A 22,128-nucleotide genomic window follows, 5' to 3' on the forward strand; every position below is an offset into this window, starting at 1 on the left:
TAAGCACATAGCTTCCGACACTGGATACATCGATGGTCAGCTCTCATGCCAGGGCGTGACTGTCATACTGCACTTGCATTGGTATGGATAATGGACGGACGGGGGGAGATGGCATGATCAAATACGGAGCACTGGTGGTGATCTTGCTCTCCTTTGCCAGCTGGGGGCAGGCATGGTTGCCGCAGCAGGGGGAGGGGAATGTGAGCCTCTGGACCCAGCCTCGCCCGCCAGGCCCCTACCTGGCCTTGCGTCTGGAGATGCGGGTCAAGGCCGCCCCTGAGGCCCTGTTGGCGGTGCTGCGGGACACCGCCCGGCATCGGGAGTGGCTGCCCAAGAGTCGCGAGGTACGGGTACTGGCGCGAGCCGGCGAGGATGATGAACTGGTCTACACCCGGCTGGAATCCCCCTGGCCGGTGCAGGACAGGGAGCTCATCACCCGCTCCCATGTGTCGAGACGGGCGGATTGTGGCCTGGTGCTCAAGGTCTGGGCCGAACCCGATGCCCTGCGCGAGCGGCCGGGGCTGGTGCGGATCCGGGCCAGCAGCGGTCGCTGGGAGGCCCTGCCCCAAGGGGATGGTGCCACCCTGGTGCGACTCGAAACCTACACCAATCCGGGCAACAACCTGCCGGGCTGGATAGTCAATCCCATTGCCATCAAGGCGGCCCTCGAGAGTTTTCAAGCCATTCGCCGGTTGATGGAGGCGGCGCCCCGCCGTCCGGTCTCCCTGTTCACCCAAAAGCCGACGTGCATGGCCAGGCCCTGATATAGCCGGGGAAATGAGCGTCCTGATCTAGTCCTCAACCACCAATACCGGGCAGGTGGCGGGACTCTCGGCCTGACTGCGCAGGAGGGATTCTCCACGATAGCGGCCGTCGAAATCTGCCGAGCGTCCCTCGGCATCGGGATTCTCTTCAAAATGCCCCGTCATTTCTACGTAAAGCGGGCGAGGGGAGGTGGAGCGCTGCGCATTGAGTTGGTGCCATTGCTGTTGCAAGGATTGCAGCAGCTTGTCCGGGCCAATCAGCAAGAAGGCGTTGTCCGAACCGCAGGGGAGGAAGACCGGCATATTGTCATCCAGGTAGACATGACCGCTGCTCTTCTCTTCGGCGAAGACAACCACAGGTTGCATCGCCGATAGGATAAAAATCAGCATAAACCACCGATAAATTACCACCTTCATCGATAACCTCCAGATAAACCCCGCCTCATCTCCCTGATTATCCTAAGACACAACGTCGAGCCTCAGCGGGTTGTTTTCAAGCAAAGCGTCAGATTTGGTCAAATCAGCAGAGCTGGCATAGCGTAGGGACTGGGGGGAGCTGTCCGCATTTCCCCTCCTGCATGCCCGTACCGTGCAGGATCCCGTGTGGGATCCGGCTGTTTATGGCATAATCAGTCACCGGTGAGCGCAAGTTCCTGTGAACAGGGGTCTGCGCAGTTAAAATCATCGGCGGTAAGGACTTTTTCCTTTGACTATCCCTTGTTGGACCTATAATATTCGCGCCCTATGCAAAAGGTGAAGTTGCCCGTTAAGGTTGATCCAGTCCGTAATGCCTTGAAGCTACTCGACTATGTCGGGATAGTGGAAAAGTCGCAGATGCCCAGATTGGAAGAATCAACCGAAGGCTTGCGAAGTGATGTTGATGTCACCCTGCAATTTGGTAAAGACATCCAGAAGTTGACCGTTATGAAAGGCACTGCCCATGCCAAGGTTGACCTGGTTTGCCAGCGTTGTGGAGAGACGTTCGAACACCTTTGTGAAGCTGATTTTATCTACACTCCGCTGTTCGAGAGAACAAACGAGGAAGAACTGCCGGAAGCTTATGAGCCCATTGAGTTGGACGAAAACGGCGAGATAGATCTTCATCAAATCCTGGAGGATGAACTCATCCTCTCGTTGCCTCAAGTGGCCATGCATCCTCTGGATGTCTGTCCGCGAGGGAACATGGAGATGACCTGGGGTGACATCGAACCTGCTGATGAGCGGCCGAATCCCTTTGCAGTTCTTGAAGAGCTCAAACGTAAGTGAATTTTAGGAGTTAGCCTACCATGGCCGTACAACAGAACCGTAAAACCCGCGCCAAGCGTGGCATGCGTCGTTCCCACGATGCCCTGACCACCGCTGCACTGACTGTTGATCAGACCAGTGGCGAAATTCATCGTCGTCACCACGTGACTGCCGATGGTTTCTACCGCGGTAAAAAGGTAATCGCTTAAGGATTGCCTTTGTCTACGCAAACTGTCGCGCTAGACATAATGGGGGGAGATGTTGGCCCCTCGGAAACAGTGCCTGCCGCCGTGCAGGCACTGTCTCTTCTGCCTCAGCTCAATCTCATTCTGGTCGGTGACAAACACCAGATCACCCCTCTCTTGCAGCAACATGGCTTGCTGGATCACCCTCGCGTTCGTTTCGTGCATGCCTCTCAAGTCGTCGGCATGGGCGAGAAACCCATCGTCGCATTGCGCACCCTGAAAGACTCCTCCATGCGGGTCGTGCTGGATCTGGTCAAGGCCGGCGAGGCGGATGCCTGCGTCAGTGCCGGCAATACCGGCGCCCTGATGGCCATGGCGAAATGCGTGCTCAAGTCCCTGCCCGGTGTCGACAGACCCGCGCTCATCAAGGCGCTGCCTACCTTGGGGGGCGGGCGTACCGTGATGCTGGATCTGGGGGCAAACGTGAGCTGCGATGCCTATACCTTGCTGCAATTTGCGGTGATGGGGTCCGTGGTCGCCGAGCAGGTGGCGGGGATCCCGTCTCCCCGGGTCGCGCTGCTCAACGTGGGGGAGGAGGAGATCAAGGGCAACGACCTGGTTCGTCACAGCGCCGAACTGCTGCGCCAGTGTACCGCCCTCAATTTTGTCGGTTTCATCGAGGGGGACAGGATCTTCAGCGGTGACTGCGATGTGATCGTCTGCGACGGTTTCGTGGGCAATGTGGCCCTCAAGACCGCCGAAGGGGTGGTGCGGATGATGGCCGAACTGGCCGGATATCCCCGTAAAAAACGCAGTTTTCTTGGTCGACTCGCCGGATTTATGTTCAAACGGCGTTTTTCTTACCTGAACCCCGACCAGTATAATGGCGCGAGTCTGTTAGGATTGCGCGGCATTGTGGTAAAAAGCCATGGGCGTGCCGAACGGCGCGCTCTGTGTCATGCGATCCTGCTGGCCGCACAAGAGGCCAGGCATCAGCTTCCATTGCAAATTGCAGATCGCCTTGAATCTGTCTTTTCCGACAGGGATTTATAAAACTCTATGCATAGCAAAATTCTGGGTACTGGCAGTTACCTGCCGAGTTCGGTGCGTACCAATGCCGATCTTGAACAGATGGTGGAAACCAGTGACGAATGGATCGTGGAGCGTACCGGGATCCGTGAGCGCCGCATCGCCGGGGCCGACGAAACCGTCGCCACCCTGTCTCATCAAGCCGCTTTGCGGGCACTGGACGTGGCCGGCCTGACCGCCGCCGATCTGGACATGATAGTGCTGGCCACCACCAGCGCAGAGAATGCCTTCCCGGCCGCCGCCTGCGAATTGCAGGGGCTGCTCGGGGTGCCGGGGATCCCGGCCTTCGACGTGGCCGCCGCCTGTGCCGGTTTCACTTACGCCCTCGCCGTGGCGGATCAATTCGTCAAATCCGGCGCTGCCCGCAACGTCCTGGTGGTCGGCGCGGACGTCCTGTCCCGCATGTGCGATCCCAAGGATCGCGGCACCATCATCATCTTCGGTGACGGGGCAGGGGCCGTGGTGCTCGGGGCGAGCGAGACCCCGGGGATCATCTCCACCCATCTTCACGCGGACGGCCGCTATGGGGATCTACTGAAGCTGCCGCAGCCTCACCGCGGCATGCCGGGGGCCGAGCTCGAAGCCTACATGTATATGAAGGGCAACGACGTGTTCAAGGTGGCGGTGACCCGCCTGAGCGAGATCGTGACCGAGACCCTGGCCGCCAACGGCATCGATCCCAGCGAACTGGACTGGCTGGTGCCTCACCAGGCCAACTTCCGCATCATCAGCGCCACCGCCAAGAAGCTTGGCATGGGGCTGGACAAGGTCGTGCTGACCCTCGACAAGCACGGCAATACCTCTGCCGCCTCCGTGCCCATCGCCTTCGATGAAGGGGTGCGTGATGGCCGGATCAAGCCGGGCCAGCTAGTGTTGCTGGAAGCCTTTGGTGGTGGTTTCGCCTGGGGTTCTGCGCTGGTGCGCTTCTGATATCAAGCCGCGTCCGGGGTGTGGGCCTCGGGCGCTCGCTGACCGATTTCGTCTTACCTTAAAGGAATCAATGATGACCCGATTTGCCATTGCCTTCCCGGGACAGGGCTCCCAGAGCGTCGGCATGCTGGCCGAACTGGCCGAGCAACATGCCGTGATTAAAGAGACCTTCGCCGAGGCGAGCCAGGTACTGGGTTACGATCTGCTGGCCCTGGTCATGAACGGCCCCGCCGAGGATCTGAACAAGACCTGGCGTACCCAGCCTGCGCTGCTGACCGCTTCCGTCGCCCTCTGGCGCCTGTGGCAGCAGCAGGGTGGGGCGACCCCCGCCGTGATGGCCGGGCACAGCCTGGGTGAGTATTCCGCCCTGGTGTGCAGCGGCGCCCTGGGCTTTGCCGATGCCGTCAAGCTGGTCGAGCTGCGTGGCCTCGCCATGCAGGAAGCCGTGCCGGAAGGTACCGGTGCCATGGCCGCCATCATCGGGCTGGACAACGACAGCATCGCCGCCAACTGCGAGAAGGCAGCCCAGGGCCAGGTGGTGTCGCCGGTCAACTTCAACTCCCCGGGCCAGGTGGTCATTGCCGGTCACAAGGAGGCGGTCGAGCGTGCCAACGTGCTGATGAAAGAATCCGGCGCCAAGCGTGCCTTGCCGTTGCCGGTCTCGGTGCCGTCTCACTGCGCCCTGATGAAGCCGGCCGCCGAAAAACTGGCCGCCGCGCTGGATGGGATCGAGATCAAGGTTCCTGTCATCGCAGTCATCAATAATGTGGACGTATCCTGTGAGCAGGATCCGGCCGCCATCAAACAAGCCTTGGTGCGCCAGCTGTTCAGTCCGGTCCGTTGGACCGAGACCGTTGAGCGGATGGCAAACGACGGGGTCACCCTCGAAGTCGAGATGGGACCGGGCAAAGTACTGACTGGGCTCGCCAAGCGCATCGACTCGCGCGTGGAAGGTATTCACGCCAACGATGCCGCCTCTTTCGAGCAGGCGCTGGCCCAAGCCAAGTAAACAGGAGCAGAAGATGAGTTTTACCGATAAGGTTGTCCTGGTCACCGGTGCCAGTCGTGGCATTGGTCGTGCGATTGCAGAAACGTTCGCGTCCCGTGGCGCCAAGGTTGTAGGCACGGCCACCAGCGAGAGCGGCGCCGCCGCCATCAGCGCCTATCTGGGTGAGCAGGGCTGCGGTATGGCACTGAACGTGACCAGCCAGGAATCCATTGAAGCCGTTTTTGCCGATATCAAGGCGCGTTTCGGTGACATCGATATTCTCATCAACAACGCCGGGATCACCCGTGACAACCTGTTGATGCGCATGAAAGACGATGAGTGGAACGAGATCATCGACACCAACCTGACCTCGCTCTACCGCCTGAGCAAGCCGGTGCTGCGTGCCATGATGAAGAAGCGCCAAGGCCGCATCATCAGCATCGGGTCCGTGGTTGGCACCATGGGCAACGCGGGTCAGGTGAACTACGCCGCCGCCAAGGCCGGTCTGGTGGGCTTCACCAAGTCCCTGGCCCGTGAAGTGGCTTCCCGTGGCATTACTGTGAATGCGGTTGCCCCCGGTTTCATCGAGACCGACATGACCCGTGCACTCAACGAAGAGCAGCGCGCCGGCATCATGAGCCAGGTGCCTGCCGCCCGTTTGGGCGATCCGAAAGAAATTGCCGCCGCTGTGGTATTCTTGGCGTCTGATGACGCTGCTTACATCACTGGCGAAACCCTGCATGTTAATGGCGGGATGTACATGGTGTAATCAATTTGTCGTGAGATCTGTTCAAATTTGCGATAGTACGCCGAAGTTTGGCACATTTCGTGGTTTGACCAGCGGCAAGCTACTTGCAAACTCCAGTCAATTGAATACACTACCCCAACCAGACGCAATAGCGTATTTTTAAAGGAAAATTCAGGTCATGAGCAACATCGAAGAACGCGTAAAGAAAATCATCATCGAACAACTGGGTGTTAAAGAGGAAGACGTTAAGAACGCTGCCTCCTTCGTCGACGACCTGGGCGCTGACTCTTTGGATACCGTTGAACTGGTAATGGCGCTGGAAGAAGAATTCGATACCGAAATTCCTGATGAAGAAGCCGAGAAGATCACCACTGTTCAAGCGGCTATCGACTACATCACCGCTAATCAGGAATAAGATCCTGTTCTGAAAGAAGCGGCCCAAGGGCCGCTTCTTTTATGTTTGTTCCCTCATAAAACACCTCTCGGAGACTACCTCAGTGTCAAAACGCAGAGTCGTGGTGACCGGCTTGGGGATGCTTTCCCCGGTGGGTAACACTGCCGAATCCAGCTGGCAAGCCCTGCTCAACGGGCAGAGCGGCATTTCCCTCATCGACCACTTTGATACCAGTGAATTCGCGACCCGCTTCGCCGGCCTGGTGAAAGAGTTCGATCCCGAACAATACGGCATCAACCGCAAAGAAGCCCGCAAGATGGATCTCTTCATCCAGTACGGCGTGGCGGCGGGTGTGCAGGCGCTGGACGATTCTGGCCTCGTCATCAACGAAGAGAATGCCGAGCGGGTAGGCGTTGCCATCGGCTCCGGCATCGGTGGCTTGGGTCTCATCGAACAGAACCACAGCAGCCTCATCAATGGCGGCCCGCGCAAGCTGAGCCCCTTCTTCGTGCCGTCCACCATCATCAATATGGTGTCCGGTCATCTCTCCATCATGAAAGGCCTGCAAGGCCCGAACATCGCCGTGACCACCGCCTGCACCACGGGCACCCATGCCATCGGCATGGCCGGGCGCATGATCGCCTACGGGGATGCGGATGTCATGGTGGCGGGCGGGACCGAGAAGGCTTCCACCCCCATGGGGATGGGCGGCTTTGCGGCGGCCAAGGCGCTCTCCACCCGCAACGACGAGCCCCAGAAGGCGAGCCGCCCCTGGGACAAGGATCGCGATGGCTTCGTGCTGGGTGACGGCGCCGGGGTGCTGGTGCTCGAAGAGTACGAACACGCCAAGGCGCGCGGCGCCAAGATCTACGCCGAACTGGTCGGCTTTGGCATGAGCGGTGACGCCTACCACATGACGGCGCCGCCCTCGGACGGTGACGGTGGCGCGCGCGCCATGAAGAATGCCATCAAGGATGCGGGCATCGCCCCCGAGCAGATCGGTTACATCAACGCCCACGGTACCTCCACCCCCCTCGGGGACGTGGCGGAACTGCGTGGCATGAAGAAGGTGTTTGGCGATCATGCCAATGCCCTGATGATCAGCTCCACCAAGTCGATGACCGGCCACCTGCTGGGCGCTGCCGGCGCCATCGAGGCGATCATCACTGTGTTGTCCCTGCGGGATCAGAAGGTGGCCCCCACCATCAACCTGGACAACCCGGACGAGGAGTGTGATCTGGATCTGGTGCCCCACGTGGCCAAGGCCGGTCAGTTTGAGTATGCCCTCTCCAATTCGTTTGGTTTCGGCGGCACCAATGGCTCCCTGATCTTCAAACGCGTATAATTCTCGCTGGGCAGATTGCTAGCGAAGTGTCGGGCCCGATACGCCAGTATCGGGCCTTTTTTATCAAAGGGACCTGTATGCTGATCAATGGAGTGTCAACAGAAGCCCTATCTGCCAGGGACCGCGGTCTGTCATACGCAGATGGCCATTTCACCACCATGCTGGTGCAGGGAGGGGAGGTCGTCTGGTGGCCGGATCACCTGGCTCGCCTGCAGCAGGCCAGCCATCGGCTCGGCTTTGCCGCCATCCCCTGGGATCAGCTTGCCGCCGAGGTGGCAAGCCTGGCGGCGGGTCAGACGCAGGCTGTCGTGAAAGTCGTGCTGACCCGTGGCAGTGGCGGACGGGGTTATGACGGGGTCAACTGCGACTCACCCACCCGTATTGTTTCGCTGGCTGATTATCCGGCCCACTACCCGGACTGGCAGCGGACCGGCATTGAAGCGCTGATCTGTCAGCAACGCCTCGGGGACGCCCCCATGCTGGCGGGGCTCAAGAGCCTCGGGCGGCTAGAGCAAGTTTTGCTCAAGCGCGAACTTGCCGCGCGCGGTGGAGTCGAAGGTATAGTGTTGAACAGCCGCGGATTTCTGCTAGAAGGTGTCAGCGCGAATCTGTTTTGGCGTCGTGGCAAGACGGTGTTTACCCCGGATCTCACCCATGGCGGTGTGGACGGCATCATGCGACGACGTGTGATGGGGATGCTTAAACAGATGGGCATTGAACTGCGTGTCGTGGAGGCTCCGCTGGAGTCACTGTGGCAGGCCGAAGAAGTATGGTTGACCAATACCCTGATGGGCATAGTGCCGCTCAATCGCATTGGCGATCAAGGCTATCCCAACCCGGTATTGATCCGCCGTTTACAGGAGCGTTTGGTCATTGAAGTTTAATCGACTTTATACTCTGCTCGCGGGAGCGGCCCTGACGGCCGCCGTCGCCGGGGGGTATGTGTATTACAAATGGCAAGAGGTGGAGACCCTCACCAACAAGGGGCCGACCCGCCTCTTCACCGTCGAGAAGGGCGCCCATGCGGCGCGCCTCATCACCGAGCTCGGGGAGGGGGAACCTGCCCCCTGGGCGGTGCGTCTGTGGTTGCGTGGCCATCCCGAATTGGTGGCCATCAAGTCCGGCACCTATGAGATCAAGGAAGGGGCTCCGCTCAAGGAGACCCTCTCCCTGTTCGCCTCTGGCAAGGAGTTCCACTTCAGCCTCACCTTCGTGGAAGGATCCCGCTTCGAGGATTGGCAGAAACAGCTCGCCAGCGCGCCTTATCTGGAGCGTTTGACGGTGGAGCAGGACGAGACGGAAATCGCTCAGGAGCTGGGCATAGAGAATGGCAAGCTGGAAGGGTGGTTCCTGCCAGAGACTTATGCTTACACCACCCACGCCAGCGATATTTCCATCTTACGTCGCGCCTATCAGGATATGCAGGCCTTCCTGCTGCAGAACTGGGACAAGCGTCAGGCCAATCTGCCCTACAAGAGCCCTTATGAGGCGCTGATCATGGCCTCCATCATCGAAAAAGAGACCGGTCAGCCGGACGAACGGGCGCAGATCGCCTCCGTCTTCGTCAATCGCCTGCGTCTTGGCATGAAGCTGCAGACTGACCCCACCGTCATCTACGGGGTCAAGGACAGGTACGATGGCAACATCCGCCGCAGCGATCTGACCGACATCAACCCCTATAACACCTATGTGATCGATGGCCTGCCGCCGACCCCCATCGCCATGCCGGGCAAGGCTTCCATCGAGGCGGCGCTCAATCCCCTGTCGACCGACTATCTCTATTTCGTCGCCAAAGGGGGCGGGGCCCACTACTTCTCCAAGACCCTCGATGAACACAATCGGGCGGTGCGCGAATACATATTGAAGAAACCCTAATGTCTAAATTTATCGTGATTGAAGGACTCGAAGGGGCAGGGAAGAGCTCCGCCGTACGTTATGTCACCGACTATCTGCAGACGCATGGAGTGGGGCGGATCGAGTGCACCCGTGAACCGGGCGGCACACCGCTCGCCGAGCGGATACGCGCCATCGTGAAAGAAGTGCACGACGAGCGCCTTACCATCGAAGCCGAACTGCTGCTGATGTACGCCTCCCGGGTGCAACTGGTGGAAACCCGGATCAAGCCCGCCCTGGCGGACGGCGTCTGGGTGGTGGGGGACAGACATGACCTCTCCTCCCAGGCGTATCAGGGGGGCGGACGCGGTATCGATGCCCAACTCATCAAGGCCATCAAGCAGGCGGTGCTCGGAGATTTCAAACCGGACCTGACCCTCTATCTGGATATCGATCCCGCCCTCGGATTGCAACGTGCTCGCCATCGCGGCGAGCTGGATCGCATCGAGCTGGAAAAAATCGGTTTCTTCGAGCGCACCCGCCTGCGTTACCTGGAACTGGCGGCGCAGGATGAGGCCATCAAGGTGATCGACGCAGGCCAGACACCGGCCGAGGTCAAGGCCGCCATCGAGGCCACCCTCGATGCTTATTTCACGCGCGAGGGCCTATGTATCCCTGGCTGATCCCGGAATGGCAAAGTCTGAGCCTGAATGCCCGGCGTGGTCGACTCGGCCATGCGTGGCTGCTGCTCGGGGATCCCGGTCTTGGCAAGGAGCAGCTGGCCGAGCGGCTGGCCAGGTTGCACCTGTGCCAGCAGCCAAGGGACGGGGAGCCCTGCGATCGGTGTCACTCCTGCCAGTTGCTGGACAAGGGACATCACCCGGATCTCGGCACCATCGGCACCGAGAGCAAGACCATCGGCGTCGAGGCCATTCGCGAGATCTGTGGCCGGTTGCAGAGCACCTCCCAGCTCGGTCGTGGCAAGGTGGTGATCATCTTTGACGCGGAGCGCATGACGGAGTCTGCCGCCAATGCCCTGCTGAAAACCCTGGAAGAGCCGGCCGGCGACAGCCTGCTGCTGCTCATCGCCTCCAAGGTTTCCCGTCTGCTGCCGACGATCCTGAGTCGTTGCCACAAGCATGTCTGCCAATTGCCGACGGAAGGGGAGACGCTAAACTGGCTCGCAGCGCAGGGGCACCAGGCCACCCAGGCCCAGGTGCGGATCTGCCAGGGGGCGCCGCTGCGGGTGCTGGACTATATCGAAGCCCAGCAAGATGAGGCTCGCCGGACTCTGCTGGAGAGTTTTGTCTCCCTGTCACAAGCCCCGACACGGGCGGCCAGCGTCTGTGGCCAACTGGCGGAAGAGAGTCAGGTTCGCCTGCACTGGCTGCAGCTGTTTCTGTGTGATGCCCTCAAGACCCAGGCAGGTTGCGGTCATCACCAGTTGGCCATGCCGGATCTCGCGGCCCTCAGCCAGCAGCTGGCCGAGCGTCACTCCAGTGAAAAATTGCTGGAGGCGGAGCAGCAACTCGTCGGCCTCAAGGCCGCCTGTCAGCCGGGGCAGCTCTCCAACCCCACCATTCATCTCATGAACTGGCTCAATCGCTGGTTATGATTTGCGTTCAAGCACACAAGGTTAGCTATGTTACTCGTTGATTCCCATTGTCACCTCGATCGCCTGAGCTACGGCAGCAAGCAGACCGACATGGCCGATGTGCTGGCCAAGGCGGCGGCGCAGGAGGTGGGTTACTTTCTCTGCGTGAGTGTGACCCAGGGCCAGTTCCCGACCATGTTGGCGGCGATCGCTCCCTATCCCCAGGTCTTTGCCTCCTGCGGTGTGCATCCGCTCAACCAGGATCCCGGGGTCGATGCGAGCCTGCTGCTGACTCAGGCGGCTGACTCTCGTGTGGTCGCTATCGGCGAGACGGGGTTGGACTATTTCTACTCGCCGGAAAACAAGGAAGTGCAGCAAGACTCCTTCCGTGAACACATCCGGGTAGCGCGGGCACTGAACAAGCCCCTCATCATTCATACCCGGGATGCTCAGGACGATACCTTGCGGATCATGCGTGAAGAGGGGGCGGATCAGGTGGGCGGTGTACTGCACTGCTTCACCGAGTCTCTCGAGATGGCCGAGGCGGCCATGGCGATGGGGTTTTACATCTCCATCTCCGGCATCGTCACCTTCAAGAATGCCGCCGCCTTGCAGGCGGTGGTCAAGGTGCTGCCCCTCGAGCAGCTGCTGGTCGAAACCGACTCGCCGTATCTTGCGCCTATTCCCCATCGGGGGAGGGAGAACGAGCCCGCCTTCGTGCGAGACGTCGCCCAGTTTATTGCCGACCTTCGCCAGATCCCGCTGACGCAGTTGGCCGAGGCCACCAGCCACAACTTCTTCGAGCTGTTCAAGCTGGCAAAAAAATAATCAACAAGGCCCCATCAACGGGGCCTTGTTATTTTCAATCGACAGGATAACCCACCTGATAAAAACGAAAACCGAATCACGTTATCTCTCACCATTCAACTGAACAGAAGCAACTCGGTTTCTGGAAACAGGTGAAATGGCAGTCGGGGGATGGGAGGTTCCCACTGATGCTGAAGGGGGTTAAAACTGACTTCCTATAAGTATCGATAATATTCATTATCGATACTTGATGGATCTGGAAGATCCTGTAAGATCCTCGGAAACTTCTCATCGAATCATCAGTTTAAGTGACCCATCCATCCTCACAGGTGTCTGATCATCACTCATTGCAGGCGGTATTCGATCCCGGGCTCAACAGTCGGGCTCGCCGCTTCCTGCGCAGCGCCAAATCGGACTCGACCCTCAATGCCTATGAGGCGGACACCCGCATCTTCGTCTACTGGTGCCAGTTGCAGCGGCTGGATCCACTGCAAAGCACCCATCACGACATCATGAACTTCCTGGCGGATCAGGCTGACGGTATTCTGGCCGACTGGGTTTGGCTCGATAAGGAGGCGGGGAAGGGAGAGCTTCGCAACGGCGAGCCGCGCAAACCGGCAACCCTGGTGAGGCGTCTTGCCGGCATTCGCTACGCCTTCAAGCAAAAAGGTGTTCACCCCATGCCGACCGAGCACGCAGAGATCAAGGAGATGATGCGCGGCATCGTGCGCCTCGGGGATAATCGCAAGCGCAAGACGGGAGCGCTGACTCTGCAGCCGCTGACCCAGGTACTGGATGAGATAGATACCCGCAGCCTCGCTGGCTTGCGGGATCACACCCTGTTGCTGCTGATGTTCAGCGGAGCCCTGCGCCGCTCGGAGGCGGCCCGCATCGAAGTGAGCGATCTCCAGTTCGTGGGGCAGGGGATCCGTCTTCGCCTCAAACCGAGCAAACATCAGTTGCACGAGACCGAGATAGCCCTTATCCCCGGTAAACACCACTGCCCGGTCAGGGCGCTGCAACGCTGGCTGAAACAGAGCCGGATCGATGAGGGGCCGCTGTTTCGGCGCATGAACCGTTGGGGGCAATTGATGCCGGATGCCCTGGGCCCACAGGGCATCAACCTGATGATCAAGCGGCGCACCGGCCAGGCCATCGACGATCTCCAGGTCAGCGGCCACAGTCTGCGGCGCGGTTTCATCACCTCGGCGGTCACCGCCGGCAAGCCCATGAACAAGATCATCGAAGTAACGAGGCACAAGGACATACGCACCTTGCAGGAGTACTTCGATGACGCGCACAAGTTCTCCGACCATGCCCTGGATGGCCTGTTATAAGCCTCTCGTCCTGTTCACCGCCAGTTATCTGTCCATAGGGTGATTTTCATCACCCTGTTTTCCAAAAGAAAATTCATCTCACCCCCGAGCCTACGCCTGCCGTTGAGGCCATATTCGATATCTCAGGGGTGGAGAAGATGACGGGAGGCAACCCGACCCTGGTGATCACATTGCTGGAGCAGATGAATGAGAGCACCCGAGGGGATCTGGCCACGCTGGAGCAACTGCTCAAGTCCCCGGATCTGGCGCGTTTTGACAGTCTGGCTCACCGCATTAAAGGAGCGGCCAAGATCATCAAGGCCCGCCCCCTGTTTGCCTGTTGTGAGGCCCTGGAGGCGTCGTGTCAGCGCCAGGACATGTCACGGGTTACCCAACAGGCGCTGCAACTGGCCACCGCCATGGAAGAGCTGATCACGGCCATTGGGCAACAAGTGCTGAACAAAACCCAGATTAACCACAAACAAACCATGAGTTAACATTTGGTCAACCGGACTCGGGGTGGTTAAGACTTTTCCTACAGATCCGTAGGGTGGGACCGACAGAGATTCTCGTGCTGAATTCTTAAAATGGCGGTGCGTTGTGAATACACATAGACGCTCGTTTCATTATCAGGAGCTAAACATGAAAAAAGTAATCTTCGCCGCCGTATCCGGTCTTGCCATGATGAGTGCCCAGAGCGCCTATGCTGCCGATGGCCAAATCACCATCACCGGTGAGGTTGTCGATGCTGCCTGTGACATCGCCGTCAATGGTGGTGTGAGTGATGCCACTGTCCAGTTGCCAACCATTTCCAAGACCGCCCTGGCCAATGCCGGTGACATCGCGGGCAGCACGCCAGTCATGATGTCCCTGAGCAACTGCCCGGCCTCCGGTGCCGTACGTGCCTTCTTTGAAGCCATGAACGTTGACCAGAGTACCGGCAACCTCCAGAACCTGGGTTCCGCCCAGAATGCCCAGGTTCAGTTTGCCAACCCTGCTGGGGCCGCTATCGACATGCGTGACCAAAGCCAAAACATGTTCACCTCCTTTGTTGACAATGCCGGTGTCGGCTCGGCCGACATTCAATACACCGTTCAATACGTGGCCACTGACGCAGCTGTTGCCGGTACCGTCGCTACCGTGGCGAGCTATAACCCCTTGGCAGCAGACCCTGTGCTGCTGCCATACTTTTTTAGATGGATATCTATCGATAAGCCGTCTCTGGCAGCAGTGTTCTCTGCTGTTGCCAGTGTTTTTTTGAGGAAATCACTATGAAAACCAGCTTGAAGAGACTGTCTGCCTGCCTGATAGCCGGCGCACTCTGCTTTCCCTTGCTGGCCCAGGCCGGTGTCAAGATCATGGGCACCCGCTTCATCTACCCGGAGCAGGAACGCGAGATCACGGTGCGCCTGACCAATAACTCGGCAAGGCCGACCCTGGTCCAATCCTGGCTCGACAAAGGGGATCCATCGGTAGAGCCGGGCGCAGAAAAGCTCCCCTTCATGGTGCTGCCCCCTCTGACCCGTATCGAAGCCAACAAGGGGCAGGTCCTGCGCATTACCAAGGTTGCCAATCCCGTGCAGGATCGTGAATCCGTCTACTGGCTCAATGTGCTGGAGATCCCGCCAAGGGCCGAAGGCACCCAGGATCGCAACGTCATGCAGCTTGCCTTCCGCTCGCGCCTCAAGCTGTTCTATCGGCCCGCTGGGTTGACTGGCTCCCCGATTGACGCTGCCAAGTCCCTGAGCTGGACACCAACCCCCACGGGGATCCGGGTGCGCAATGACTCGGCCTTTCACGTCAGCTTTGCCGATGTCACCGTGAAGGCGGCCGGCAGGCAATTCAAGATAGCGGCCGCCGGCATGGTGAACCCGCGTTCCAGCCGCGACTACCCCCTCAAGGGGTGGCAGGGCGCAACGGGCACCGTCAGCGCCAACTGGATCGACGACTTCGGGGCAACCCGAGACCAGAGCTACACCTTGAAACCCTGATCATCCACGCTCTATCGCCTGTTTCGATTTGCATGAACGAGGCTCACTTCAGACGCGAGTGACCGCCTCCGGCCCGCTCATGCTGTCCATTTCTCACTCTTCTGGATACGCGGTATGAACTTCTCCCGATGCACCAACACAGATAACCCGCAGATGCCTGCCGAGCGACCATGGCGACCCACGGCCATCGCCGAGGCGATCTGTGCGCTGCTCGGCATGGGCATGCTCTCGTCGGCGCTGGCGACGGAATCCCCAGAGGCGATCCCGGCGGTGTCGAGCAATGAAGCCGTCCAGTTTGACAACACATTCCTGCGGGGGCTGGGCCAGAACATCGACCTTTCTCAATTCTCCGAGGCCGGGGCCATCCTGCCCGGCACCTATACCCTGGACATCACCCTCAACGGCAAGGAGCGGCTGCGCCAATCCGTCGAAGTGACTCAAGGGGAGGGGCAAGCCTCATCCAAGTTCTGCTTTAAGGCCGCCGATGTCCATCGCTGGGGGGCCAAGCTCGAACAGCTGCCCAATCAGGAGGACGTCACGCAACTGCTGGCAACCGACTGCATCGAGGTCGGCAAGCTGATCCCGGGGGCGACCTTCACCATGGACACGGCCGAACTCACCGGGGTACTGAGCATCCCCCAGGCCTATGCGGGCCAGGTCAAACGCGGTTACGTGGATCCCGCCGAGTGGGATGAGGGGATCGACGCCGCCATCCTCGGCTATCACGCCAACGCCTTCCACAATGAGCGCGATGGCGCGGCCTCCAGCACGGATTACAGCGTCAATATCAACGCCGGCATCAATCATGGCGGCTGGCGACTGCGCCATAACGGCAGCTATCAGAGCGGTAACGACACCGGCAGCACCTATACGGCCCTCAATACCTATGCCCAGACCGATATTGATCCCCTCCAGTCCCAGCTGACCCTGGGTGAATATTTCACCTCGGGCAATGACTTTGACTGCATCCCCTTCACCGGAGTGCAGTTGGCCAGCGACGACAGCATGCTGCCGGAGAGCGAGCGGGGCTTCGCCCCCGTCATCCGGGGCACCGCCGACACCAACGCCAAGGTCACGGTGAGCCAGAACGGCAACCAGGTCTACGAGACCACGGTCGCACCTGGCGCCTTCGTCATCGACGATCTCTATGCCACCGGCTATGCGGGCGATCTCGAGGTGACCGTCACCGAGGCGGATGGGCGTGAGAAGCACTTCACCGTGCCTTTCTCCTCCGTGGTGCAGATGTTGCGCCCGGATGCTTCCCGCTTCAACCTGGCGGCGGGCCAGTACCGTGACGAGAGCCTCAGCGATGAACCCTGGTTCTTGCAGGGCACCTATCGGCGCGGGATCAGCAACAGCCTGACCCTCTATGGGGGGGCCTCGCTGAGGATTACGGTTCATTGCTGGGGGGAGCGGCCTTCGCGACCCCTATTGGTGCCGTGGCGCTGGACGCCACCTTCTCCCACGCCAGAGGGCTGCCCGGCGGACTAAACGGTCTGCCCCAGGATGGCGACATGACGGGTCAGAGTTACCGGGTGAGCTACAGCAAGCTGCTGGATCAGAGCCGCACCAACTTCTCCCTCGCCGCCTATCGCTTCTCCAGCGAAGAGTTTCTGAGTTTTGGCGACTTCGCCCGCCAGCGCGAAAACACGGACAGCACCTACATGCGCGAGCGCAATCGCTTCCAGCTCAGCGTCAGCCAGCCCATGGGGCAGTATGGGGATCTCAACTTCACCGGCCTTATCCGTAATTACTGGGGAGAGCAGTCGAGCGTCACTACCTATCAGCTCGGTTACAACAAGAGCTTCGGCTGGGGCAGCCTCGGCGTCTCCGCCAGCCGGGAACTGCAGGAGTACGGCAGCAACGACACCCTGATGCTGACCGCCAGCATCCCCATCGGCAGCGGCCGCCAGCGCCCTCTGCTCAGCACCACGGCCACCTTCAACGAGGACCACAGCAGTTCGGTTCGAACCAACCTCTCCGGTTCCCTCGGCGAATACAGCCAGCTCAACTACGGCCTCTATGGCAGCCGGGACCATGACAGCACGGGCAATGATTACACCTATGGCGGCAACCTCAACTACCGCACCTCGGCCGCCCAGCTCGGGGCCAGCTATAGCCACGGAGAGAGCTACAACCAATACTCGGCCACGGCGAGCGGCACCCTGGTGCTTCACTCGGGCGGTGTGGTCATGAGCCCGGAGCGGGGCGAGACCATGGCACTGATGGTGGCCGACGGCGCCCCCGGCGCCATGCTCAACAACGACCAGGGCAATCGTCTGGATGGCGATGGTCAGGCCCTCAAGGCAGAGCTCACCCCTTATCGCCAGAACACGCTCGGCATCAGCCCCCGTGGCTTGCCGATGGATGTCGAGCTGCAGGTCACCTCCCAACGCGCGGTGCCACGCCGTGGCGCCGTGGTACGACTCGATTACGCCACCCTCAATGGCAAGCCGCTGCTACTGCGCCTGGACGATATCCGCATTCCCTTCGGGGCGAGTGTGAAAGATGGGGACAACAACCAGGTGGCCCTGGTGGGGCAGGGGGGATCATCTTCCTGCGCGGCGAACACAAGGGGCTGAAAGTCGTCTGGGGTCCGCAGTCTGAGCATCAATGCCAGTTGCAATATCCCCCCGTGAGCGATGACAGCAGCGAGAATGTCTACCAGCAGCGCGATGCGACATGCACCTAGTGGCAGGTTTTAAATAATGAAATACCTAATATTTCAGTGTTTTGTTTTGTTTTGTGGAGTCTCGTATGGTTAACATATTATATATTGCTCTAGCTTGGTTGCTGCTGGCCCTCTCCAGCCTGCTGCCCGCACACCAGGCCTTTGCCGCCAGCACTCCCATTCCGGCAGGCTTGCCGCAAAAGCAGTGCAGCGGTGATCTCACCCGCAATGTCACTGCCGTGGTTGATACCGGCGACAATGGCCAGGATGTGGGTTCCGGCGTCATCTATAAAAACAACTTCAACACCGGCACCCAGTCCACCGTGGTCTGCAATTGTCCAGACCCCTACAACTTCAGTGGCGTGACCTATTCGGCCTACTACACCCTTCCCGATAACGGTCAAAACGGCAATATCTGGGCCATCCTCAACGAGAGCCTCCATTTACAATGCGCCGGGCGCGGGCAGCCTGCAGTTGCCGTTCGAGCGTTTCTCTTCCTATAGCCAGGAGTGCAACAGCGCCAACAACCAGTTTCAGGATTCGGAGGGAATGAGCGGCAGTTTCGACGTCAAGATCACCAAGGGCATACTGGGGGAGTCGAGATTCACCGGCATTCTGGGTCGCCTCTATCGCACCTATGGCAACATCCCCGACCGCGCCTTCCCCATCGCCGAGTATTATGTGGATCTCACCGTCAAATCCAGCGCCGAGTGCAGCTTCGAGGGGGGGGAGGTCTTTACCGTGGATCTCGGTTCCGTGGCAAGGCAGAGCCTGCAGGACGGGGCGCCGCCCGCTGGTTACAGCCCAAGGCCCCTCAATATCACCATCGAGTGCAGCAACTTGGTCACTGCCCCAACCCAACTTGAATACTTCTTCAATGGTGTGGGCGCGCCCAACGCCGAGGGTCCCTTTATCGCCACCAGCAACCCCGGCGTCGTGGTCGGCATGACAGATGATGCTGGTAACCCCATCGGGCTGGGGAGCAGCAACAGCGTGTTGCGCCCCTTCCAGAACGGCCAGTCCAGCATGGACCTGCGTTTCTACCCCGCCAAGACGCCGGGTTACAGCGCCCCCATCGAACCGGGGGCCTTTTCGGCCAACGCCATCGTCACCGTCACGCTCCCCTGATGCTGACCATTTGTTTGAAAAAATGCCGCAATAGCAATACAGGAAACGCCATATGAATGACCCGCACGCAATGGCGCATAAAGGGGCAATAACCAGGGTCTGCCTGACGGTGATGCTGGTTGTCGTCTCCCTCTGGTCCAAGGGGGCCATGGCCGAGTTGCCAGTGAATCAGTGCGAGGGTAATCCGCTGATCAATCACCAACTGGTGATTGATCAAACATTCGGGGATGGCACGGCCGCCACCGGAGATAAAATGACCCTGGAAGCAGGGTCCGGACAGTCAGGCACTGGCCTGTGCAATTGCCGTGACAGCAAAAGCTATTATTCGTGGTTCACAGGGCGATCCAACTTACCCGAGGCGGGGGGCGGTTACTATCAACTCAACGAATATCTCGACGCACAAATTTCTATCTATGTTTATAGCGCCGGATTTCAACTGGTGCCCTTTACCTCGGTACAAAATAGCGCGACCTCTCAATGTGCCGGTGCCAATACCGTGGTCTCTGGGGTCGCCACAGGGGGACGGGCAATGGTGACCTTCCGCTTGCGCAAAGGGATTGTGGGGTACGTGAAATATTCAGGTGAGCTCGCCTCCCTCTATTGGATGATAGGTTCAAATAAGCTCCCCGATTTTAACTATCCCTTCGCGGTGGTGAATGCGGATATTACGCTGGGGGCGCTCGCGCAATGCAATTTCAGACAAGGCGATACCTTTACCGTTGATCTGGGCGATGTCTACAAGGGCAATATGACGGACGGCAACATACCGAACAATTACACCCCCAGAAACATTGATCTGAGTGTGGATTGCACCAATCTGGACAGCTCGGCCCTTGAATATAATTTCCAGAGCGCCTCCGGCTCCACCGGTGATTTTATCAACACGGATCTTCCGGGAGTGGGCGTGGGGTTGCTCGATGGGAGTGGCAACCCCATTGGACTCGGCATCAATAATGCGGTGACGGTCCCGACGGTTGGTACAGTAGATAATTCCGCAAGCGACTTTAATGTCAAACTGTATCCGACCAAATTGGCAGGACAAGAGGTGCAGCCTGGCCACTTCTCGGCGCAAGCCATCGTGACGGTTTCAATACCCTAGTGCCAGGCTGAATGTTCAAACACAGACGCGGCCCCATGCATATTGGTAGCCATGGTCGCAAAGGGGATCCGAGATGGATTCCCTTTTTCGCTTTCAATTGCAGGGAACGGTTGTTGCTCAATTCTTCATCGGCCCAGGGTGGGTCATATCCACAATCAACCGGTCAGAACTGTATGAGTATTGCCATGATGAACCTTATGATTGCCGGGCCTCGCTGGTTATTGAAATCGGTGGGCATTCTTTCGCTGACCCTCTTCTTTGCCTGGCCCAATGTAGCATCAGCCAAATATCGCTGGCAGTGTGAAGGGGATCCCTTGATTGTGCATAAATTCGCGGTTGAATCCGACCTGGCTGCGGATAGCACGGGTAATGCCGCGGGCACCCTGATAGAGGAGGAGAGTCACTCCGGGCAATCCGGCAGAGGGAAATGTGATTGCTGGGAGGATGGCCAATATTACTCATTTTTCACGGCGACGACCGACTTGCCAGATGCAGGCAATGGCTGGCGGATGCTCAATGATTATATCGAGGTGAAAACCTTTATATTCATCTATGGTCCAGGTTTTCAGGAAGTGCCGTTTGATAGCGTCCAGAATGCCGGATTGTCGACCTGCTATAAGCGGGACTCCCTGGTCAGCGGGGTCGCCACCGGCAGTCAAATCAAGACGCAGTTTCGGCTGCGCAAGGGCATCATCGCCCAGGTCTTGTTTTCCGGACGGCTCGCCACCCTGTACTGGCGACTGGCCCCTGATCCTGGCTCCGTCGATTACGCCTATCCCTTCGCCTATGTCGATGCGAATATCCAGCTCAATGCCGATACCTCCTGCTCGTTCAGACAGGGGGATACCTTTACCGTGGAGCTGGGCAAGATTGGCAAATATGCGCTCAAGACAGGGGAGCCCCCCCTGAGCCCGCCACCGGCGCGGCTCGATCTCGGTGTGGACTGCGTCAATATGCAGAGCAACCAGGTCATTGACTATACCTTCCAGAGCGCCTCCGGCTCGGAAGGCAACCTGATCAAGACCACCCTGCCCGGCGTCGGGATCGGGTTGCTCGACGACAACCACAACCCCATTGGACTGGGGTTCGAAAACTCGGTTTCGGTGCCCTCGACCAACGCATCGACGCACTTCTTCGTCAACCTGTATCCAGCCCGGCTACCCGGTCAGGCCATCGAAGTGGGGCAGTTCAGTGCCCAGGCCATCGTCACCATGACACTGCCTTGATGCTCATGCATCGCGAGGGGCGACATCCGGTTAGCCAGCATTGGCAGGAGGATCGCATTGAAACATAACACCGCTAATAGGTTATTTTTCAGCATTAATAACCAAGAAATTCATTTTGTGACATATGTAATAGATGTTTTTTTTACGATTCACCATGCGGTCACGGTATGCTTTTTAACGTGGTCATCCGTGCATATTGACCCGCCCGGCGGGTACAGAGGAGAGAAACATGAAGAACGGGATAAGCCTGTACTGGAGCCTGTCGATGGCGCTCTGCCTGAGTGTGTCACTCTCTCTGCCGCTCCCGGCCCAGGCGGGCAATACCAATAACTGCAGCAGCGGCGATCTGCCCAACACGGCCATGATGAATAGCCAGTTGACGAATAATACGGCGCTCGGCAGCCTGATCCCGGGCTCGGATGCGCGCCTCACCGTCAATATCACCTGTACATCGGCCTGGCAAAACAACATGCAAGATTGTGCCGGCGGCGGCGGCTGGGCCCTCAGCCCGGTATCGGGTGTCATCCCGACCCTGGTCCCCGGCTATAGCGATGTCTATACCTATGCGGGCATGCCCCCCAGCGTCGGTTACCAGATCCTCAATGCCGCCGGCCAGGCCTTCGATGCCGGCGGCAGCGAGTTTCCCTTGCAAAACCTCGGCAGTGGACAAAACCTCATCAGCCTGCCGTTTTCAGCCGAATACGTGCAGACCGAGGAGAGCCTGACCCCGGGCACCGTCATGGTCCAGGGCATGGTGACCATCGATTACAACTGA

The 22,128-nt window shown here is 59.1% G+C and carries 24 protein-coding genes and 1 pseudogene; 24 read left to right on the top strand and 1 reads right to left on the bottom strand.

Features of this window, described 5'->3' with window-relative positions:
- Positions 1 to 113 precede the first annotated feature (113 nt).
- Positions 114 to 764, top strand: a complete 651-nt coding sequence (locus VZC39_RS09970; RefSeq protein WP_349922223.1) for an START domain-containing protein — start codon at positions 114 to 116, stop codon at positions 762 to 764.
- 27 nt (positions 765 to 791) lie between these two features.
- Here the strand turns inward: VZC39_RS09970 and VZC39_RS09975 are convergent, their stop codons facing one another.
- The gene (locus VZC39_RS09975; RefSeq protein WP_434668130.1) at positions 792 to 1,181 is read right to left on the bottom strand and encodes a hypothetical protein; all 390 of its coding nucleotides are present in this window, start codon (positions 1,179 to 1,181) and stop codon (positions 792 to 794) included.
- 327 nt (positions 1,182 to 1,508) lie between these two features.
- On the opposite strand from VZC39_RS09975, the gene yceD reads away from it, so the two are divergent.
- From yceD to VZC39_RS10090, 23 genes and pseudogenes are all read left to right on the top strand, one after another.
- Positions 1,509 to 2,030, top strand: coding sequence for a 23S rRNA accumulation protein YceD (gene yceD, locus VZC39_RS09980; protein ID WP_349922225.1), 522 nt, complete (start codon positions 1,509 to 1,511; stop codon positions 2,028 to 2,030).
- Between the two features lie 20 nt (positions 2,031 to 2,050).
- The gene (gene rpmF / locus VZC39_RS09985; RefSeq protein WP_005300935.1) at positions 2,051 to 2,218 is read left to right on the top strand and encodes a 50S ribosomal protein L32; all 168 of its coding nucleotides are present in this window, start codon (positions 2,051 to 2,053) and stop codon (positions 2,216 to 2,218) included.
- 9 nt (positions 2,219 to 2,227) lie between these two features.
- Complete coding sequence (gene plsX, locus VZC39_RS09990) at positions 2,228 to 3,247, top strand: phosphate acyltransferase PlsX (protein ID WP_434668137.1); 1,020 nt, start codon at positions 2,228 to 2,230, stop codon at positions 3,245 to 3,247.
- Positions 3,248 to 3,253: 6 nt separating this feature from the next.
- Positions 3,254 to 4,213, top strand: coding sequence for a beta-ketoacyl-ACP synthase III (locus tag VZC39_RS09995; RefSeq protein ID WP_434668140.1), 960 nt, complete (start codon positions 3,254 to 3,256; stop codon positions 4,211 to 4,213).
- A gap of 73 nt (positions 4,214 to 4,286) precedes the next feature.
- A complete protein-coding gene (gene fabD / locus VZC39_RS10000; RefSeq protein WP_434668449.1) occupies positions 4,287 to 5,222 on the top strand; it encodes an ACP S-malonyltransferase in 936 nt (311 codons plus the stop codon).
- Between the two features lie 13 nt (positions 5,223 to 5,235).
- On the top strand, positions 5,236 to 5,970 hold the full coding sequence (gene fabG / locus VZC39_RS10005) for a 3-oxoacyl-ACP reductase FabG (protein ID WP_434668143.1): 735 nt from the start codon (positions 5,236 to 5,238) through the stop codon (positions 5,968 to 5,970).
- A 157-nt stretch (positions 5,971 to 6,127) separates the two neighbouring features.
- Positions 6,128 to 6,364 (top strand): acyl carrier protein, encoded by a 237-nt coding sequence (gene acpP / locus VZC39_RS10010; RefSeq protein WP_005300909.1) that lies wholly within the window; start codon positions 6,128 to 6,130, stop codon positions 6,362 to 6,364.
- An 82-nt stretch (positions 6,365 to 6,446) separates the two neighbouring features.
- Positions 6,447 to 7,688, top strand: coding sequence for a beta-ketoacyl-ACP synthase II (gene fabF / locus VZC39_RS10015; protein WP_434668148.1), 1,242 nt, complete (start codon positions 6,447 to 6,449; stop codon positions 7,686 to 7,688).
- A gap of 77 nt (positions 7,689 to 7,765) precedes the next feature.
- Positions 7,766 to 8,572, top strand: coding sequence for an aminodeoxychorismate lyase (gene pabC / locus VZC39_RS10020; RefSeq protein ID WP_434668151.1), 807 nt, complete (start codon positions 7,766 to 7,768; stop codon positions 8,570 to 8,572).
- On the top strand, positions 8,562 to 9,563 hold the full coding sequence (mltG, locus tag VZC39_RS10025; RefSeq protein WP_434668154.1) for an endolytic transglycosylase MltG: 1,002 nt from the start codon (positions 8,562 to 8,564) through the stop codon (positions 9,561 to 9,563). The genes pabC and mltG overlap by 11 nt, the downstream gene beginning before the upstream one ends.
- Entirely contained in the window at positions 9,563 to 10,204 is a 642-nt protein-coding gene (gene tmk / locus VZC39_RS10030; RefSeq protein ID WP_349922232.1) for a dTMP kinase, read from the top strand. The genes mltG and tmk overlap by 1 nt, the downstream gene beginning before the upstream one ends.
- The gene (holB, locus tag VZC39_RS10035; protein ID WP_349922233.1) at positions 10,189 to 11,136 is read left to right on the top strand and encodes a DNA polymerase III subunit delta'; all 948 of its coding nucleotides are present in this window, start codon (positions 10,189 to 10,191) and stop codon (positions 11,134 to 11,136) included. The genes tmk and holB overlap by 16 nt, the downstream gene beginning before the upstream one ends.
- Before the next feature lie 27 nt (positions 11,137 to 11,163).
- Positions 11,164 to 11,943 carry a TatD family hydrolase gene (locus VZC39_RS10040; protein ID WP_434668157.1) on the top strand — a complete coding sequence of 260 codons (780 nt, stop codon included), beginning with the start codon at positions 11,164 to 11,166 and terminating at the stop codon, positions 11,941 to 11,943.
- Between the two features lie 374 nt (positions 11,944 to 12,317).
- The gene (locus VZC39_RS10045; RefSeq protein ID WP_434668451.1) at positions 12,318 to 13,259 is read left to right on the top strand and encodes a site-specific integrase; all 942 of its coding nucleotides are present in this window, start codon (positions 12,318 to 12,320) and stop codon (positions 13,257 to 13,259) included.
- Between the two features lie 137 nt (positions 13,260 to 13,396).
- A complete protein-coding gene (locus VZC39_RS10050) occupies positions 13,397 to 13,735 on the top strand; it encodes an Hpt domain-containing protein (protein WP_434668160.1) in 339 nt (112 codons plus the stop codon).
- Between the two features lie 145 nt (positions 13,736 to 13,880).
- Positions 13,881 to 14,513 carry a fimbrial protein gene (locus VZC39_RS10055; RefSeq protein ID WP_434668163.1) on the top strand — a complete coding sequence of 211 codons (633 nt, stop codon included), beginning with the start codon at positions 13,881 to 13,883 and terminating at the stop codon, positions 14,511 to 14,513.
- Positions 14,510 to 15,229, top strand: coding sequence for a fimbrial biogenesis chaperone (locus VZC39_RS10060; protein ID WP_349922237.1), 720 nt, complete (start codon positions 14,510 to 14,512; stop codon positions 15,227 to 15,229). The genes VZC39_RS10055 and VZC39_RS10060 overlap by 4 nt, the downstream gene beginning before the upstream one ends.
- Positions 15,230 to 15,451: 222 nt before the next feature.
- A pseudogene (locus VZC39_RS10065) lies at positions 15,452 to 17,811 on the top strand (fimbria/pilus outer membrane usher protein).
- Positions 17,812 to 17,986: 175 nt separating this feature from the next.
- Complete coding sequence (locus tag VZC39_RS10070) at positions 17,987 to 18,403, top strand: hypothetical protein (protein ID WP_349922238.1); 417 nt, start codon at positions 17,987 to 17,989, stop codon at positions 18,401 to 18,403.
- Between the two features lie 46 nt (positions 18,404 to 18,449).
- The gene (locus tag VZC39_RS10075; RefSeq protein WP_434668167.1) at positions 18,450 to 19,028 is read left to right on the top strand and encodes a fimbrial protein; all 579 of its coding nucleotides are present in this window, start codon (positions 18,450 to 18,452) and stop codon (positions 19,026 to 19,028) included.
- Between the two features lie 52 nt (positions 19,029 to 19,080).
- Positions 19,081 to 20,127 (top strand): fimbrial protein, encoded by a 1,047-nt coding sequence (locus VZC39_RS10080; RefSeq protein ID WP_349922240.1) that lies wholly within the window; start codon positions 19,081 to 19,083, stop codon positions 20,125 to 20,127.
- A 173-nt stretch (positions 20,128 to 20,300) separates the two neighbouring features.
- Positions 20,301 to 21,353, top strand: a complete 1,053-nt coding sequence (locus VZC39_RS10085; protein ID WP_434668170.1) for a fimbrial protein — start codon at positions 20,301 to 20,303, stop codon at positions 21,351 to 21,353.
- A 229-nt stretch (positions 21,354 to 21,582) separates the two neighbouring features.
- On the top strand, positions 21,583 to 22,128 hold the full coding sequence (locus VZC39_RS10090; protein WP_349922242.1) for a hypothetical protein: 546 nt from the start codon (positions 21,583 to 21,585) through the stop codon (positions 22,126 to 22,128).

The organism is Aeromonas sp. NJAU223, assembly GCF_051125555.1.
Lineage (GTDB): Bacteria > Pseudomonadota > Gammaproteobacteria > Enterobacterales > Aeromonadaceae > Aeromonas > Aeromonas veronii_G.

What these genes read in the sequence shown, in the direction of transcription:
- VZC39_RS09970 (WP_349922223.1), top strand. Translation starts at nt 114, where the DNA reads ATGATCAAATACGGAGCACTGGTGGTGATCTTGCTCTCCTTTGCCAGC.
- VZC39_RS09975 (WP_434668130.1), bottom strand. Translation starts at nt 1,181, where the DNA reads ATGAAGGTGGTAATTTATCGGTGGTTTATGCTGATTTTTATCCTATCG.
- yceD (WP_349922225.1), top strand. Translation starts at nt 1,509, where the DNA reads ATGCAAAAGGTGAAGTTGCCCGTTAAGGTTGATCCAGTCCGTAATGCC.
- rpmF (WP_005300935.1), top strand. Translation starts at nt 2,051, where the DNA reads ATGGCCGTACAACAGAACCGTAAAACCCGCGCCAAGCGTGGCATGCGT.
- VZC39_RS09995 (WP_434668140.1), top strand. Translation starts at nt 3,254, where the DNA reads ATGCATAGCAAAATTCTGGGTACTGGCAGTTACCTGCCGAGTTCGGTG.
- fabD (WP_434668449.1), top strand. Translation starts at nt 4,287, where the DNA reads ATGACCCGATTTGCCATTGCCTTCCCGGGACAGGGCTCCCAGAGCGTC.
- fabG (WP_434668143.1), top strand. Translation starts at nt 5,236, where the DNA reads ATGAGTTTTACCGATAAGGTTGTCCTGGTCACCGGTGCCAGTCGTGGC.
- acpP (WP_005300909.1), top strand. Translation starts at nt 6,128, where the DNA reads ATGAGCAACATCGAAGAACGCGTAAAGAAAATCATCATCGAACAACTG.
- pabC (WP_434668151.1), top strand. Translation starts at nt 7,766, where the DNA reads ATGCTGATCAATGGAGTGTCAACAGAAGCCCTATCTGCCAGGGACCGC.
- tmk (WP_349922232.1), top strand. Translation starts at nt 9,563, where the DNA reads ATGTCTAAATTTATCGTGATTGAAGGACTCGAAGGGGCAGGGAAGAGC.
- holB (WP_349922233.1), top strand. Translation starts at nt 10,189, where the DNA reads ATGTATCCCTGGCTGATCCCGGAATGGCAAAGTCTGAGCCTGAATGCC.
- VZC39_RS10040 (WP_434668157.1), top strand. Translation starts at nt 11,164, where the DNA reads ATGTTACTCGTTGATTCCCATTGTCACCTCGATCGCCTGAGCTACGGC.
- VZC39_RS10050 (WP_434668160.1), top strand. Translation starts at nt 13,397, where the DNA reads ATGACGGGAGGCAACCCGACCCTGGTGATCACATTGCTGGAGCAGATG.
- VZC39_RS10055 (WP_434668163.1), top strand. Translation starts at nt 13,881, where the DNA reads ATGAAAAAAGTAATCTTCGCCGCCGTATCCGGTCTTGCCATGATGAGT.
- VZC39_RS10060 (WP_349922237.1), top strand. Translation starts at nt 14,510, where the DNA reads ATGAAAACCAGCTTGAAGAGACTGTCTGCCTGCCTGATAGCCGGCGCA.
- VZC39_RS10070 (WP_349922238.1), top strand. Translation starts at nt 17,987, where the DNA reads ATGGTTAACATATTATATATTGCTCTAGCTTGGTTGCTGCTGGCCCTC.
- VZC39_RS10075 (WP_434668167.1), top strand. Translation starts at nt 18,450, where the DNA reads ATGAGCGGCAGTTTCGACGTCAAGATCACCAAGGGCATACTGGGGGAG.
- VZC39_RS10080 (WP_349922240.1), top strand. Translation starts at nt 19,081, where the DNA reads ATGAATGACCCGCACGCAATGGCGCATAAAGGGGCAATAACCAGGGTC.
- VZC39_RS10085 (WP_434668170.1), top strand. Translation starts at nt 20,301, where the DNA reads ATGAGTATTGCCATGATGAACCTTATGATTGCCGGGCCTCGCTGGTTA.
- VZC39_RS10090 (WP_349922242.1), top strand. Translation starts at nt 21,583, where the DNA reads ATGAAGAACGGGATAAGCCTGTACTGGAGCCTGTCGATGGCGCTCTGC.